Annotated in this window: 10 protein-coding genes and 3 pseudogenes; 4 read left to right on the top strand and 9 right to left on the bottom strand. The window is 68.8% G+C overall.

Features of this window, described 5'->3' with window-relative positions:
* The first annotated feature begins 123 nt into the window (after positions 1 to 123).
* Positions 124 to 2,817, top strand: coding sequence for a magnesium-translocating P-type ATPase (gene mgtA / locus ACIOC1_RS15095; protein WP_401854495.1), 2,694 nt, complete (start codon positions 124 to 126; stop codon positions 2,815 to 2,817).
* Positions 2,818 to 2,842: 25 nt separating this feature from the next.
* Here the strand turns inward: mgtA and ACIOC1_RS15090 are convergent.
* Together ACIOC1_RS15090 and istB are read right to left on the bottom strand one after the other, a co-directional pair.
* Positions 2,843 to 3,460, bottom strand: a pseudogene (locus tag ACIOC1_RS15090) (cation transporting ATPase C-terminal domain-containing protein).
* 144 nt (positions 3,461 to 3,604) lie between these two features.
* The gene (gene istB, locus ACIOC1_RS15085; RefSeq protein ID WP_401854892.1) at positions 3,605 to 4,396 is read right to left on the bottom strand and encodes an IS21-like element helper ATPase IstB; all 792 of its coding nucleotides are present in this window, start codon (positions 4,394 to 4,396) and stop codon (positions 3,605 to 3,607) included.
* A gap of 136 nt (positions 4,397 to 4,532) precedes the next feature.
* Between istB and ACIOC1_RS15080 the strand changes: the two genes are divergently transcribed.
* Entirely contained in the window at positions 4,533 to 4,817 is a 285-nt protein-coding gene (locus ACIOC1_RS15080) for a hypothetical protein (RefSeq protein WP_401720330.1), read from the top strand.
* On the opposite strand, the pseudogene ACIOC1_RS15075 reads toward ACIOC1_RS15080, so the two are convergent.
* Both ACIOC1_RS15075 and ACIOC1_RS15070 read right to left on the bottom strand, forming a co-directional pair.
* Positions 4,809 to 6,271, bottom strand: a pseudogene (locus tag ACIOC1_RS15075) (transposase). The gene ACIOC1_RS15080 and the pseudogene ACIOC1_RS15075 sit on opposite strands and share 9 nt — an antisense overlap.
* A 68-nt stretch (positions 6,272 to 6,339) precedes the next feature.
* On the bottom strand, positions 6,340 to 6,615 hold the full coding sequence (locus ACIOC1_RS15070; RefSeq protein WP_401854492.1) for a hypothetical protein: 276 nt from the start codon (positions 6,613 to 6,615) through the stop codon (positions 6,340 to 6,342).
* 309 nt (positions 6,616 to 6,924) lie between these two features.
* On the opposite strand from ACIOC1_RS15070, the gene ACIOC1_RS15065 reads away from it, so the two are divergent.
* Complete coding sequence (locus ACIOC1_RS15065) at positions 6,925 to 7,254, top strand: substrate-binding domain-containing protein (RefSeq protein WP_391162708.1); 330 nt, start codon at positions 6,925 to 6,927, stop codon at positions 7,252 to 7,254.
* A 154-nt stretch (positions 7,255 to 7,408) separates the two neighbouring features.
* Complete coding sequence (locus ACIOC1_RS15060; RefSeq protein WP_401854489.1) at positions 7,409 to 8,887, top strand: glycoside hydrolase family 6 protein; 1,479 nt, start codon at positions 7,409 to 7,411, stop codon at positions 8,885 to 8,887.
* Between the two features lie 1,235 nt (positions 8,888 to 10,122).
* On the opposite strand, the gene ACIOC1_RS15055 is transcribed toward ACIOC1_RS15060, so the two are convergent.
* From ACIOC1_RS15055 to ACIOC1_RS15035, 5 genes and pseudogenes are all read right to left on the bottom strand, one after another.
* Positions 10,123 to 10,623 (bottom strand): hypothetical protein, encoded by a 501-nt coding sequence (locus tag ACIOC1_RS15055; RefSeq protein ID WP_391047897.1) that lies wholly within the window; start codon positions 10,621 to 10,623, stop codon positions 10,123 to 10,125.
* An 83-nt stretch (positions 10,624 to 10,706) separates the two neighbouring features.
* Positions 10,707 to 10,952, bottom strand: coding sequence for an NUDIX hydrolase (locus ACIOC1_RS15050; protein ID WP_401854487.1), 246 nt, complete (start codon positions 10,950 to 10,952; stop codon positions 10,707 to 10,709).
* A gap of 1,132 nt (positions 10,953 to 12,084) precedes the next feature.
* A pseudogene (locus ACIOC1_RS15045) lies at positions 12,085 to 12,264 on the bottom strand (hypothetical protein); the annotation flags it as partial.
* Positions 12,265 to 12,767: 503 nt separating this feature from the next.
* Positions 12,768 to 14,285 (bottom strand): aldehyde dehydrogenase, encoded by a 1,518-nt coding sequence (gene adh, locus ACIOC1_RS15040; protein WP_188283206.1) that lies wholly within the window; start codon positions 14,283 to 14,285, stop codon positions 12,768 to 12,770.
* Between the two features lie 235 nt (positions 14,286 to 14,520).
* On the bottom strand, positions 14,521 to 15,753 hold the full coding sequence (locus tag ACIOC1_RS15035) for a GAF domain-containing protein (RefSeq protein ID WP_355335078.1): 1,233 nt from the start codon (positions 15,751 to 15,753) through the stop codon (positions 14,521 to 14,523).
* Between the last annotated feature and the right edge of the window lie 168 nt (positions 15,754 to 15,921).

The following is a 15,921-nucleotide window of genomic DNA, read 5'->3' as shown; positions in this document are numbered from 1 at the left end:
AACGCCCGCGAACCTGCCCGCACGTTGGCGCGCGTGGCCACTCACCGGTGACACGCGTACGGTTGGCACGATGCCCCGGTCCCCGGCAGCGGGTTTTTGATCTGTCTGGAAGAGGCGCATCGGGTGCATGTATTTCACGGAAACCCAAGGGCGCGTGGGCGCGCAACAGCGGCGCCCGGGGGCATCGACGCCCGGACGCCGCACACGGTCACTGCGGCGGCCAGTCTTCCGGCCGACCGTGTCGTCGGCGAACTGGCCTCCAGCAGGGACGGTCTTCCCGCGAAGGCGGCGGCGGAGCGGCTGCTGCGATGGGGGCCTAACGCCGTGTCGTCACACCGTGCGCGGGCGCTTCCCGTGCTGTGGCGGCAACTGCGGTCTCCGCTGCTGGGACTGCTGCTGGCAGCCGCGGCCGTCTCCTTCGGCGTCGGAGAGCGCAGCGCCGCCGTGATCATCGCGGTGATCGTCGCCCTCTCGGTGGGCCTCGGCTTCGTCAACGAGTTCCGGGCCGAGAAGGCCGCCGAGGCGCTGCACAGCCAGATCCGCCACCAGGCGATCGTCTTCCGCGACGGCAAAGCGGTGAGCGTTCCGGTGACCGACCTGGTACCGGGAGACGTGGTCAGCCTCCGGCTGGGTGACATCGTGCCCGCCGACGTGCGGCTGCTGGAGGCGACCGACCTGGAATGCGACGAGTCCGTCCTCACCGGTGAGTCGCTGCCGGTGTCCAAGGCGACGGACCCGGTTCCGGCCGGGACGGCGCTGGCAGACCTGACCTGCTGCGCCCTGATGGGCACGGTCGTCCACTCCGGCAGCGGCCGCGCTCTGGTGGTCTCCACCGGCGCCGATGCCGAGTTCGGGAAGATCGCGGTCGGGCTGAGCGGCCACCAACTGGAGACGGAGTTCCAGCGCGGGCTGCGCCGATTCTCCATGCTGCTCGTCTACGTCGCGGGCTCCCTCACCGCGTCGATCCTCGTGATCAACGTGGCGCTCCACAAGCCGCTCATCGACTCGCTGCTCTTCTCGCTCGCCATCGCGGTCGGCATCACCCCCCAACTGCTCCCGGCTGTCGTCTCCACCAGCCTGGCCGCCGGGTCGCGGCGCATGAGCCGCCGCAAGGTACTGGTCAAACGCCTGGTCTGCATCGAGGACCTCGGTGACGTCAACATGCTGTTCACCGACAAGACCGGCACCCTGACCCTGGGGCGCATCGACTTCATGCGCGCCGTGCCCGCAGGCGACGACTCTCCCGAACAGGTACTGCGCTGGGGCCTGTTGAGTACCGAGAGCAATGCCGCCGACGGCTCGGCGGTGGGCGGCAATCCACTGGACGCCGCCTTGTGGGACTCACCCGCGGCCCAGACCCAGCACACGGCTCTCGCCGCCTGGACGCAGGTGGCGGTACTGCCGTTCGACCACCAGCGGCGCATGGTCTCCACCGTGGTCCGCGACGGCTCCGGCACGGCGATCCTGGTCACCAAGGGCGCCCCGGAGAGCGTGCTGGAGCGCTGCGTCGACGTACCGGACACCGCCAGGAAGGCGCTGGAGACCGAGTTCGCCGCGGGCAACCGCGTCGTGGCCGTCGCCACCCGGCCGGCTCCCGGCTTGCGGAAGCCCACCGCCCCGGACGAGAACACCCTGCACCTCAGCGGCCTGCTGGTATTCCTCGACCCGCCCAAGCCCGATGCGGCAGCGGCGCTGCTCCGGCTCGCCGGCCTGGGGATCGACGTCAAGATCGTCACCGGCGACAACCCCGCGGTGGCGGTCCGGGTCTGCCACGACCTGGGTCTGCCCGCTGCCACCGCCCTGACCGGGACAGACCTGAACACGCTCGACGACAACCAGCTCATCGAGGCGATCGAGCGCACCACGGTGTTCGCCCGCGTGAGCCCGGAGGACAAGGCACGCATCGTCCGTGTCCAGCGCACCACCGGAAACGACGTGGCGTTCCTCGGTGACGGCGTCAACGACGCCCTCGCCCTGCACGCCGCGGACGTCGGGATATCCGTCGACTCCGCCACGGACGTGGCCAAGGACGCCGCCGACGTGATCCTGCTGGAGAAGGACCTCGACGTCCTCGCCGACGGGGTCACGGAGGGACGCCGGATCTTCGCCAACACCATCAAGTACGTCCTCATGGGCACGTCCAGCAACTTCGGCAACATGTTCAGTGCGGCCGGTGCCTCGCTCTTCCTCAGCTTCCTCCCGATGCTGCCGTCGCAGATCCTGCTCAACAACCTGCTGTACGACTCCAGTCAGCTCGCCATCCCCACCGACAACGTCGATGAGGCGCAACTGCGCCGCCCCTCGCACTGGGACATCGGGTTCATCCGTCGCTTCATGATCTGCTTCGGGCCGATCAGTTCGGTCTTCGACTTCGCGACCTTCGGCGTCATGCTGTGGGTCTTCCACTCCGGTGCGACGCAGTTCAGGACCGGCTGGTTCGTCGAGTCACTCGCCACCCAGACGCTGGTGATCTTCGCCATCCGTACCCGCCGCATTCCGTTCTGGCGCAGCCACCCCAGCCTTCCCCTGGTGCTGGCGGCGTTCGGCGCGGCTGCGGTCGGCGCCGTACTACCGTCGACTCCGCTGGCCCACACCCTCGGATTCCAGCCTTTGCCGGCAGGGTTCTTCGCGGCGCTGGCGGCCCTGACCGTCTGCTATCTCGGCCTGATCGAAGCGGGCAAGTGGCTCTTCTACCGCACCTTGCCGTCGCCGGACACTGTTCCCTTGCCACACGCGGGTCACCGGCGCCTGCTGCGACGGCGGGCCGCACGCTTCAGCTCGCTGAAGCGTCCAGCAGGCGGCACGGCCCGGGTGTAGGCGTGTACTGACCCTGAATCGATGACTACGGCGGCCCGGCCCTCTGGCCTGGTGTGTTCCGGCGGCGGAGCCACCGGAGCAGTTCGTCGGCTCCCCGGACGATGAAGGGGAACGGCGCGATCACGGCCAGCTGTGACGGGCCGAGCGACGCGGTGCCGAAGAGGTCCTGGAGCGGGGACGTATAGACGACGGCTGCCGTGAAGGCCAGTTCGAAGGCGATGCCCCACAGCAGGCGCGGGCTGGACCGCAGGCCGATGGTGAACAGCGAGGCGTCGTCGGTCCGGGCGGCGAACGCCGTGCTGATCTGGCAGGCGACGATGCCGGCGAAGGTGATGGTCGTGGCCTACAGATAGGCGTGGTGAAGGGCCGTACCGCCGCCGGTGGGGTCGCCGGGGTGCCAGCCGGCCCGTCAGAGGGTGAAGAAGAAGCCGCCCATGACCAGGACCGCCGAGATGCTTCCCAGGAACGCCCAGGCGCGGATGAGCAGCGCCCGGTCGATGACTCCGGCGGTGCGGGGTCGCGGCGGCCGGTCCATCACTCCGGGTTCGGCGGGCTCGCGTCCCAACGCCGGCGCGGGCAGCGTTTCCGTTCGGAGGTCGATGGTGAGGATCTGCAGGACCGTCAGCGGCAGCGGCAGCGGCACCGCGCCACCGGACAGCGCGACCACTTCGCCGCGGGCGCGCAGGGTGTCAAGGGACAGCAGGAGTTCCCCACTCGCGGACAATTGATCTCCCCACTGACGGACGCTGGAAATCCCCGGTGGATTGCTGATCTCGCCGCTGGTTGGTCAGCCGAGCGGGGCGACGCCGCGGCCGGTGGTCGCCTCGGCGAGACGATGGCTGTCGCCCTGCGTTACGACGACGTGAGCGTGGTGCAGGAGCCGGTCGACGGTCGCGGTTGCGAGGGTCTTGGGCATGGTCTCGTCGAATCCTGAGGGATGCAGGTTGCTGCTGACGGCCAGACTTCGCCGTTCGTAGGCGGCATCGACCAGCCGGTAGAAGCCTTCGGCGGCTTCCGGCGAGACCGGTAGTAGCCCGATGTCATCAACAATAATCAGATCGGTACGGGTGATCCGGTTTATGGCCTTCGAGACGGAGTCGTCGACGCGGTGACGGCGGATCAGGGCCCCGAGGTCCTCGATGGTGAACCAGGCGACCGTCATCCCGGCGTCGACCGCGTACCGGCCGAGCGCTTCGCTGAAGTGCGACTTCCCGGTCCCTGACGGGCCGACGGCGCAGAGGTTCTCGCGCCGGCCGACCCATTCCAGGGTCCGCAGCGCGGACTGCGTCGGGATGGGGATCGAAGACGCCTCCTCGTTCCAGATGTGGAAGGTCTTGCCGGTCGGAAAGGCCGCGCGCGTGCAGCGGGTGCGGAGGTTGGCCGCATCGCGGCCGGCCGCATCCTCGGCCAGAAGGGCCCGGACGATCTCGGCGGGATCCCAGCGCTGGGCCAGCGCGGTGGGGACGATCTCGGTCGTCGCCCGGCGAATGTGGGGCAGCTTCAACCTGCGGGTCAGCGCGATCGCCTCGTCGAACGCGGCGCCGGACGTCGCGGCGACCGCCGAGGCCGGTGCCTGCATGCGGGGTCGCGTCGCGGCCGGTTGGGCGGGACTGTCCTTCAAGAAACAGGTGCTCTTTCCAGGTCAGGGGCCGACGCGGATGCCCGTCGGCCAAGATAGTGGAGTTGCTGTCATGGGGGTCAGATAGGTTGCCCGGATGACTGACACGGACCCGCTGGTGCCCGTCCTCGCCGGACTCGTGGTCGACATCGTCTGGTTCCTCGACAGCTGCGAGGACGACGAGGTCGACCCCGACTCCGCGGTGAAGATGATGGAGAGCGTCGCCTGGGTCCTGGGGCGGCTGCCCCAGGACCAGCGCGACCGGATGCTGCAGGTTCTGGTGGACCTGGCTGAGGCCGAGGAGACCCCGAGCCGGCGGGAGTTCTTGGAGAAATTCCCCGTCGCACTCGGGCTGATCGACGAGCCCGAGCACTCAGACTGAGCCGAAGCCCGACCAGGCGGAGGCGCCCGGCTGCAGGCTGTGGGTCTCGCTTCGGCGGACCGGCTCTGCGCGGTCGTGCTCGTCCTGGTGGCCCAGGATCGACAGCAGGTCACCCTCGGCGAACCGTCCGACCGTCGCCGCGGCGCCGAGCGCACGGTCGACGTCGGCCGCTCCGTAGAACTTGGCGAGCTCGACCGCGTCGGCCATCTTCGCCCTGATCCTGCGGATGCCAGTGGCGGCGGCCTCCATCAGCCAGGTCGCCGCCCCTGGCCCGATGGCCAGGAACTGGGCCTCGGCCGGGTTCTTCGGCTTCGGCGTGCGCTCGCCCCGCGGGGCGTTGGGGTAGTGCTCGTCGGCGATCCGTGGGCTTGCCGGCGCCGAGCGAAGGTGGCGGGCGACCTCGACCGCGCTGCCTCTGCTCATCGCGGTGACGATCAGCTCGTCGGAGTGGAAGCGTACCCAGACCCGCTCGTCGACGAACTGGTGCGGGACCGAGTAGCGGACCGACTCGACCGAGATCGTGGAGTCCTTGCCGACCCGGCGGGTCTCGCCGAACCCGGTGGTGAACGGCTGCTCGGGCACCGGGTGCAGCCGCAGCCGTTCCTCGGCCAGCAGCTATCGCGGTGAATCCGGCCGTTCACCTCCGTCATGAAGTCAACGCATGCCTGCTGGAGTTCGGTGAAATCGCTGTAGTCGGGGCGGAGATTGACCGCTGTGGGGATCAGGTCCCGCTTCGCGATCCTCACCGTCGCCTCCGTGCCACCCTTCGAAGCCGGATCGGCCGACATGCACGAGCAGACGACCGTACCGTAGTAGCGGGCGATCGGCACCAGCTCAGGATTGCGGACCGCGATCCTGGCCACCTGCTCGACCGTGACGGTCTTCTCGTTGTCGGTCAGGCAGTAGGTCGGGACCCCGCCCAGCGTGCGGAACGTCGCGTCCAGGCAGGCCGTGACCGTGGGCAAAGTCTTGTCGAGTACCGGGATGACCACCCGGAACCGGGACCAGGCCAGCCACGCGCACCACAGACTCGTGCGTCCGCCGTCGATCCGCGGGCCTTCGCCCCAGTCCCACTGCAGCCATATCGCCGGCTCGGGTATCCACGGCCGGAAGACCCTGCGGTTCCCGGCCCGATAGGACTCCTTAGCCGCTGCGACGGCCCGCCGGGTCGTGCGGTCGGTGCCGGTGAAGCCCATCGCAGCGATCTTCTTGTGAACAGCGTCGGCGCCGACCCGGCCTCGGGACCGCTCGACGAGCTCCTCCACCTTCGGCAGGAAGTCGTCGATCAGCTTCGATCGCACCACCTGCTCGGTCGGATCGACACCCTGCCCGCGCAGCTGCACATAACGGCGCACGGTGTGGTGGTCGCAGCCAGCCAGCTCGGCCGCCTTCCGGTAACTCCCCGTGAGGTCGTGGGCCTCAAGAATCTCCATGATCTCCTCATCGCTCTTCACCCCGCCCACTCTGAGTCATGGGCTGAATGGGTCTGCGGGGAGATCAGCTGTCCATCACCGGGGAGATTTCATGTCCACCAGCAGGGAGCCCAACTGACCGCCAGCGGGGAGTCTTCTTTGTTCCTCTGACACAGGGCCTCGCAGATGCGCAGTTTCGCCTCGGGCGACGTCCTGGCGAACACGATCTCCTCGTCGCCCGAGATGAGGGCGTCGAGGCCGTCGTCACTCATCGCGTCCAGCGCCGTGCCGGCCACGACCGGGCTGCCCTTGCCGCCGATGCCGACCTGGCGGGCGATTTCAGCGCCGGTGAGTCCGTAGTCACCGGTGACGACATGGATCCGCATGCCTGCCCGGTCGCGGCCTGCACCGCCTGTGCGACACCTTCGCGGGGCGTGTTGGCCATCGCCACCAGACCGACCAGGGGCAGCCCGGCTTCGGCTTCCTGCCTGTTGTCCAGAGCCCCGGGTACGACGCGCCGGGCGACGGGTTTCGAGTGCGCCCTTGGTGTGCACCACGAGGTCGCCGGAGGTCTGGTCCACCGTCGACTTGCGCTTGAGGTGGGCGTCGAAGTGGAAGACGGCCCGGCGTGCGGCCATACGCTGCGATGAGGTCACTCCTACCCCGAGCTCCGATGCCAGCCGCCCGCCAGGGACATGGTGCACGACGGCCTCGACTTCGACGGTGTCTTCTGCGCGACCGGCACGGTGGCGATGGGCGTGCCGCGCGGCCTCGCCGACTCAGGGGTGCGGGTGCCCGGTGAGGTCAAGCTGATCGGCCTCGACAACGTCGAGACGAGCGCATACCGCGCCCCCTCGCTGTCCACGATCGACCCGGACGACGACGCGAGGGCACAGTCCGCGGTCGGCCTCCTGGCCCGGCGGTCGCGTCGTCGGTCAAGGACCAGGAAGGGATCGTCAGCCGCTTCACTCCGGTGGCCAGGGAATCGACCTGCCGATGAGGCCAGATGGACCGCGGCAGAGTGAGCCGACCCGAAAGTGCGTCCCGCGCAGGGGATGACGGGCCCTCGTCGTACTCGCTAGGCTCAATCCAGCAGTGGGAGCGCTCCCACATACCCCGTCGCATCTGGCCCTCGCTCCCTGAGGGCCCTCTCCCCCCACGAGAGCACGGAGGAAAACTGTGACACCCCCCATCGGTACCCCACGCCCGGCCGAGGCGGTCAAGGCTCCCGCGCGCGGGTCGCGGCTGCGCAAGGCCATGGCGCTCGGCGTAGCCGCAGGTCTCGCCGCCACCGGCATCGTCCTGAGCACCGAGATCACCGCGGGCGCCGCGGCGCAGGGCAGCCTCCCGACCGGGACCCAGCTCTACGCGGACCCCAACTCCCAGGTCGTCCGCTGGGTTGCCGCCAATCCCGGTGACTCCCGCCAGCCGGTCATCGCCCGGCGGATCGCAAGCCAGCCGCAGGCGATCTGGTTCTCCAACTACCGCCCCTCCACCGTCACCGGCGACGTCCGGGCTGTCACCACGGCCGCGGCCACCGCCGGACAGGTGCCGGTGCTGGCCGTGTACGAGATCCCCAACCGTGACTGCGGCGGCGCGTCCGCAGGCGGCGCACCGGACCTGGCCTCGTACGACGCCTGGGTGCGCAACTTCGCCGCCGGGCTGGGCAGTGGCCGGTCGATCATCATCCTGGAGCCCGACTCCATCGCCCTGACCACCTGTCTGACCGCACAGCAGCAGGCCGACCGGTTCGCCTCGCTCTCCCGGGCGGGAGCCGCCATCCACGCCGCCGCACCCAACGCAAAGGTCTACCTGGACGGCGGCCACTCGGCCTGGAACAGTGCCTCGGAGCAGGCCAATCGGCTGCGCAGCGCCGGCATCCTGACGAATGCCGACGGCCTCTTCACCAACGTCTCCAACTTCAATACCACGGCCAATGAGGTCAACTTCGCCAAGAACGTGCTGGCCGCCCTCGGCAACCCGGCCAATCTGCACGCCGTGGTGGACACCAGCCGCAACGGCAACGGTCCAGCGGGCGGCGGGGCATGGTGCGACCCGTCTGGCCGGGCGATCGGCGCCTATCCCACGACCAACACCGGCGACGCGGCGATCGACGCGTTCCTCTGGGTGAAGCCGCCAGGCGAGGCGGATGGCTGCGCCGGCGCCGCAGGTACCTTCCTGCCGGACGTGGCATACGCGCTGGCATCGGCCGGAACCTCGGACCCCGTTCCGCCGACGACCCCGCCGACTACCGTTCCGCCGACCACCGTTCCGCCAACTACCGCCCCGCCGACGACCCCGCCGACCACGGCCCCGCCCACGACCCCGCCGCCGACAGGTGCGGCCTGCTCCGTCAGCTACAAGATCGTCAGCGCCTGGACGGGCGGCTTCACCACGGACGTGACCCTGCGCAACACCGGCGGCAGCGCAGTCAACGGCTGGTCGCTCAAGTGGACTTTCCCTGCCGACCAGAAGATCACCAGCGCATGGAACGCCACGACCACCCAGTCCGGCGCCACCGTGACCGCCACCGACCTGGGCTACAACGGCGCCGTCCCCGCGGGCGGCTCCACCAGCTTTGGTTTCCAGGGAACAGGCTCCGGCACCACCTCGCCCACCGCGTTTACGCTCAACGGCTCTGCCTGCACCGTATCCTGACGCACCATCCGCTCTACGGCGGTGGCCGGCCCGGAATCTTCCCGGGCGCGGCCGCCGCGGTACGCCCGGCACGGGCGATTGATTGGACGAGCCCCCACGCGGGGGAAAGCGGTAATGATCGCGCCTTTGAGTCTGACTGGGGCCGGCCCTGCCGGCACCGGCTGACAAGGTCAGGCGGCCGCGCACACCGTTCTGTTGACACGGAAGCCGTACGGCACGACGTTGCTTGTGCGATAGGTGGCGGTGAATCCGATGTCAACGGCGCCGCCGGGTGCCAGGGTGGCGTTGTATCCGCGTCCCGTGCCGTGACGGTCTGGCCACATTGGGGCAGTACGCCGTTCCACGCGTTGCCGATCCGCTGGTGACCGCCGAAGACCCAGGTCGCGCCCCAGTCACTGGTGACGGTGTAGGCGGTCGTGCAGTCCGTGCTGGCCGAGGAATTGGCGGCGACCGTCAACGGTACGGACGCGGCCGAGACAGTGCCGCCGGTGTCGGCCGCCTTCACGGTGAAGGTGTAGGCGGCGGATCAAGGTCGAGGCCCGGTACGCGGGATGGTTCCCAGAAGGTGTCTGCGGTTGGTCCACCCACGACCCAACCCTGTCAGTCCGTCACGAACATACCTTCGGGGAAGAACGTGTCCCCGACGGGAACGTCGACCTCGAAGAGCTCGTTGGTGGACAGGACGAACCGCAGACGTTCGTTCTCGCCGCAGTGCCGGGATGAGTGGCCCAGCAGCAGGAAGTGCTCGTGGGGCCTGAACTCGAACTCGCCCTTGGCCGGGATGACGACCTTGTCCAGGATGACCTGCTACAAGCCCGGTGAGCAGTCCAGGCTGATCTACGCGATCCGCGAGTACCGGGGCCGCAAGGACGAACCGAAGGGCTTCGGCTGGAAGGACTACCGCGACCTGGTCATCCGCGCCCACACCCAGCTCGGCGGCCCGATCGTCCTGGTCTGGGACAACTTGCGCATGCACCTGGTCGCACCCCTGCGGGCGTTCTTCGAAGCCGACACCGCCTGGCTCTCCGTGTTCCAGCTACCGACATACGCTTCCGGACCTCAACCCGCAGGAGGGCGTCTGGTCACTGGTCACACGCGACATCGGCAACCTCGACGCCGCCGACCTCAGCCAGATCACCCGCGCGGTGAAACGCAAGCTCAAGATGCTGCAGTACCGACCGGAGGTCATCGATGGCTGCCTGACGGGCACCGGCCTGAACTTGTCGGGGTAATCGTCAGAAGTAGCCGAAGAAGCGATTCCACCAGGTGGGCCGCTGGATGTGCGGGTGCAGTCGGCTCGGCCCGTCGTAGTCGCTCTCCAGCAGTTCCTCGGGAACCACGACGTAGCCGAGCTCTTCCAGCGCCCGGTTGACCCTGGCGAGGTCAGCACCGTCCAGCTCACCCTCAGCCTGCGCGTCGTCCGTCCCGAGGAAGGCACCAGGATTGTCCGCGCACACCAGCGCCAGTGAGCCGAACTGGCTCACACAGACGACGATCCGGGTCCCGCACACAGTCGCGTCCCCGGGCACGTAAATACGTCCGTACTCGCTGGAGTCCTGATTCTCCTGCCCGGCCACGGTCGTGCAGTGAGCTGCGAAGTCACCTTCGAGTCGGTCTACCAGCTGACCGAAGCGCACGGCGATCTCGCGACGGTCGAAGTCCCGCGGCCACTCCAGCCACTCAGGATCATCCAGCTCACGTAGCAACACCAGCAGATCCGCGTTGTTCTCGGTCATGCACTCATCCTGCCGCGACGCCTACCCGGGAGCCAGCGTGGGCAACGCGATGCACACCGCTCCCCGACAACACCCGTTCAGGTTCAATAGCCCAGGGACCGAATCGCGGTCGCGCATAATCCCGTTTCTTCGCCGGTCTCGCGGACCGCCGCATGCTGCGGGTTTTCGCCGGGCTCGATGCGTCCGGCGGGGAACTGCCACAGCAACGTGCCCTCTGGAACCGTGCGGCGCACCAGGAGCACGCACCCGTCATGAAGGATCACGGCGGCGGCGACCGATGGCTCATGCCCAGGGCGCAGACCCGCAGCGGTGGTGAGTGTCCCCGTCATGGTGAACCGGCGGCAGTGGTGAGGAGACGGCTGGTGGCGCCGTGGCAGCGTGCAGGCATCGAGGCGATCCTCCCGTAGTCGTTTGGGTGGGGATGGCCGCGCCGCGTGGGCGGCGCGGCCATCGGTTACCGGCCGACGTGACGCCGCCGGCTAGTGGGGGTGGCTATCCCCGGACCGGTTTGACGCTGCCGGTAGTTGGGGGGCCAATGTCGGAGCCTGCTCCGGGCGGTAACCCGATACGGAACAGACGGAACTGCACGACGTGGTCCTTCGGGTGCGATGGAGCTGACACGGTTGTGGGTGTGCCGGGCTCATTGGGCCAGGAAGCTTGCTCTGGCGGTGGTGATGCCGAGCTCTGGCAGTTGGGTCTGCCGCACGATTGGGTGACATCTTGACCTGACCTGTCAGCCAAACGTGCAGCAGACCCCGAAGGCCACCTCACGGTCGTCCGTGGCGACTGACAGCTGACCCTTGCGCGCCGCCCACCGGCCGATTCCCGGCCACCTGATGGGCTATTGCGGCAAGGCGCTTGCTGCGCGCCCCTCATCGGCTTCCCGTATGTGCGCCAACTGCCTTCGCTTGGTCGAGTCCCTCGACCGCTTCCGGCAGCGGGTACCTGAGCTGGACCTGCCCGAATCGGAACCCTGCCACGGCGACACCCACCTGTGGACCGTCAAAGGCCAGACGAACCCGGTCACAGGACACCTTCGCGACGGACTCGTCGGGACCTCCTGGCCCCAGCGCCGCCATTTCGACGTCTTCGGCGGGCCCGCCCGCGCCCTGCGCGCGGGCGACGCCTACCGCCTGTCGGGCTGCGCGCACACGCACGCACTACGTCGAGGCTGCAACCGATCGCAATTTCTATTGTTGCGAATGGTATTCCCACCTCGTTTGGTGAATTCCGATGGTGGGGCGGGTGCAGTCTCTTCTGTGTCCGCCCCGCAAGTGCCGCTAATTGCAGTTGCTCAGAATTGAATCGACATCCGGGATGCTGACCCCGAATGTGATTCCGATTTTCGCGATCGAACGCTTGTTGCTCCGACGATGAGGCGAGCGGCATTTTTTACACCCCACAGTCCCCGAATCGCGCGCTTGATTTTCAGGATCTTGGCGGCGGGCAGCCACCGTGATGCTAAGACAAGGCCATGGCGCTGGCGCACTTGAGGATTCTCCAAGCTTTGCGCATTTTGCCCAGACAGGACTGACCGTTGAGATCATACGTCAGCGGATCGGCAGAATATCCGTAGCGATTCGGCGAGACGTCGGCGACCGGATCATTTTGCAGGAATCGTCCAGATGCCGGATCGTAGAGGCGTACCCGGAAGAACCCGTGATGACGTCCAGATCGCCGTCAATGCCGTGGATGGAAACTCGCAATATACCCCTGCCGCCGTTCGCTATGGCTGGCTCGGGGGCGAACAACGTAGGTCTTGATACTCGGGAAGCGGCCGTATGACCTTCGGTACGCGGGCATCTCTTTCTGGCTGGCCTCCGGTGTTGATCCTGCCGAGTGGGCCCGAAGGGCCGGGCATTCAGGTCATGTTCAGCTGCTGCGCCAAGTATCTCGCTGGAGCGCAGGACTACGCCGACGGTCGCATCGAGGAATCGGTGCGGCTCTGGGGGCAGATGGCGGAGACCGTCGGCGGCGGGCCTTGGGCGGCCCGGTCCGGAAATAGACCGGGACAGCTGGTCAGAGGGGGGAGACCAGGGGGAGATGTCGGGAGAACACCGGGCGCCGTACACCGACGGCGCTGAGGTCCCCGAGGCGGCGCCCGACCTGGCGAAAGGCCAGGTCAGGCGACATATTTGAGGAGTCTAGAAGAAGCCGAGCTTCTTCGGGGAGTACGAGACCAAGAGGTTCTTGGTCTGCTGGTAGTGCTCGAGCATCATCTTGTGGTTCTCGCGGCCGATGCCGGAATTCTTGTAGCCGCCGAAGGCCGCGTGGGCCGGGTAGGCGTGGTAGCAGTTGGTCCAGACGCGGCCCGCCTTGATCTCGCGGCCGAGCCGGTAGGCGGTATTGCCGTCGCGGGTCCAGACGCCCGCGCCGAGGCCGTACAGGGTGTCGTTGGCGAGCTTGAGGGCCTCGTCGGTGGAGTCGAAGGTGGTGACCGAGACGACCGGGCCGAAGATCTCCTCCTGGAAGATCCGCATGTTGTTGGTGCCGCGGAAGATCGTCGGTTCGATGTAGAAGCCGCCCTCCAGGCCGGGGACGGTACGGCTGGTGCCGCCGGTCAGGACCTCGGCGCCCTCCTGCTTGCCGATGTCGAAGTACGACAGGATCTTCTCGTACTGGTCGTTGCTGGCCTGGGCGCCGAGCATGGTCGCCGGGTCCAGCGGGTCGCCGCCGACGATGGCGCGGGTCCGCTCCAGACACCGGGCCATGAACTCGTCGTAGATCGAGGAGTGGATCAGCGCGCGGGACGGGCAGGTGCAGACCTCGCCCTGGTTGAGGGCGAACATCACGAAGCCCTCGATCGCCTTGTCGAGGTAGTCGTCGTCCGCGGCCATCACGTCCGGCAGGAAGATGTTCGGGCTCTTGCCGCCCAGCTCCAGCGTCACCGGGATGATGTTCTCGCTGGCGTACTGCATGATCAGCCGCCCGGTCGTGGTCTCACCGGTGAAGGCCACCTTCGCCACCCGCGGGCTCGACGCGAGCGGCTTGCCCGCCTCCACGCCGAATCCGTTGACGACGTTGAGCACACCGGCGGGCAGCAGGTCGGCGATCAGCTCGATGACGACCAACAGGCTGACCGGAGTCTGCTCGGCGGGCTTGATGACCACGCAGTTGCCCGCGGCCAGCGCCGGCGCGAGCTTCCATGTGGCCATCAGGATCGGGAAGTTCCACGGGATGATCTGGCCGACCACGCCCAACGGCTCGTGGTAGTGGTACGCGACGGTGTCGGCGTCGATCTCCGAGATGCTGCCCTCCTGGGCGCGCAGCGCTCCCGCGAAGTAGCGGAAGTGGTCCACCGCCAGCGGCAGGTCGGCGGCCAGCGTCTCGCGGACCGGCTTGCCGTTCTCCCACGTCTCGGCCACCGCCAGCCGTTCGAGGTTCTCCTCGATCCGGTCGGCGATCTTGTTGAGGATGTTCGCCCGCTCCGTGGCCGAGGTGCGGCCCCACGGACCGGCGGCCGCGTGCGCGGCGTCCAGGGCCAGCTCGATGTCCGGCGCGGTGGACCGCGCGACCTGGCAGAAGGTCTCACCGGTCACCGGGGACGGGTTGTCGAAATACTGTCCCTCGGCCGGTGCGACCCAGTCGCCCCCGATGAAGTTGTCGTACCGCTGGGCGAAGCTGACAATGCTGCCCTCGGTGCCTGGCTGCGCGTAGACCATGGCGGCGCTCCTCGGTGTACCGGTGTGCGGGTTACGGTGTCAGCACTCACTGTGGTGGCCCGAGGTTGGCAAAAGGTTGGCGGCGCGGGGCCTGTGCGGACGCCGGGGCGCGCAAGGTTGGCGGGGCGGGGCCTGTGCTGACGCCGGGGCGCGCAAGGTTGGCGGGGCGGGGCCTGTGCGGACGCCGGGGCGCGCGGACGCCGCTTCCCGCACGGCACGGCCGGAGACCGTCGCGTCAGCTCCGCAGCGCCGCGTTCAGCCGACTCGCCGCGATCCCGCGCCGCGCGTCGCCGGGACCGAGCAGCCGCAGCGCGTGCTCGTGCACGGCGGCGTCGTACGGCGCCCGCTCCCCGTACCGCAGCGCGTGCTCGGGGCGGGTGTCGGCGAGCACCGCCTCGCGGACCACCACTTCCAGATGCTCGCGCCAGGCCACGATGCCCGGCGCCTCCGACATCGGCAGCAACGGCCCGCGGTAGTGGCCGACGGCCGCCGCGATGTCACCGCACTCCAGCGCCCGCAGCACCTCGGCCGCGTCACAGCTCACCGGCACCGTCAGCGCGTACCGCCTGGTCGCCACCCCGCCGTTCAGCGCGCGCCGCAGATGCGACAGCTCGGCCTTGAACGTGGACGCGGTCACGCAGCGGTCGCCGTACAGCGACGCCCGCAGCCGGTCGGGCGCGAAGCCCTCGGGCTCCAGGGCGAGCAGCGTCAGGATCTCCAGTTGGCGCGGCGGCAGATGCAGCGGCTCACCGTCGCTGCTGGCCTGCGCCGTGCCGAGGCAGCGCAGTTCGAGACCGGCGGGGCGCTGCGGCTCCGGAGCGCCGTCCAGCAGCCGGGCCTCGATGGCGGAGGCCAGGGTGCGTACGGTCGGCAGGGCCAGCGGGTGCGAGCGGTCCCAGGTGGTGGAGAGGTCGAGGACGCCCAGCACCCGGCCGTCGGGGGCGTGGATGGGCGCGCAGTAACAGACCCAGCCGTGCAGGGCGGCGACCAGGTGCTCGGCGGAGAAGACCGTGCTCGGGCGGCCGGTGCGCAGCGCCAGGGACAGCGCGTTGGTGCCCATCGCGCGCTCGTCCCACCGCCCGCCCGGCGCGAAATTGACCCGCTCCGCCCTGCGCCGCATCAGCCTGCCGCCGCACGTCCACAGGATCGTGCCGGACTCGTCGGTCACCGCCGCGACGAAACCCGCGTCCTCGGCGATGCTGTGCAGTTCCCCCGACAGGTCGGCGACCGGTGCGCGCAGCGGCGAACCCTTCCACCGCGGATGGACCGCGCCGTCCTCGGAGACCGGCGCGCTGTCCCGCGCGGGATCCACCGTGCCGACGCTGCGCACCCAGGAGTCGGTGACCTCACGGCGCAGCGGAGCCGGGCCCGCCGGATAGCCCCCCGCCGACCTCAACTGCGGTACGCGGCGGGCCCATTCGTTTTCCAGTACGGTCCTGCGGTGCTGGAGCGCACCCTGCTCTGCCATGGCCTTCCCGACTTCTGTGTCGTCTTCGTCGTCGACATGGATGTCCGGGCACTGCCGGGTGCCACCTCGTAGGGGAGGCGGCGTGATCCGCATCATAATCGGACACCTCGCCCGCAGGAAGGCTGTTCGCGGCAGTCCGCACCGCGTTCGAGTCCGGTCGGCAACAGA

The organism is Streptomyces sp. NPDC088197 (genome assembly GCF_044741185.1).
Classification (GTDB): domain Bacteria; phylum Actinomycetota; class Actinomycetes; order Streptomycetales; family Streptomycetaceae; genus Actinacidiphila.
This window is presented reverse-complemented; position numbering and strand designations above follow the sequence as displayed.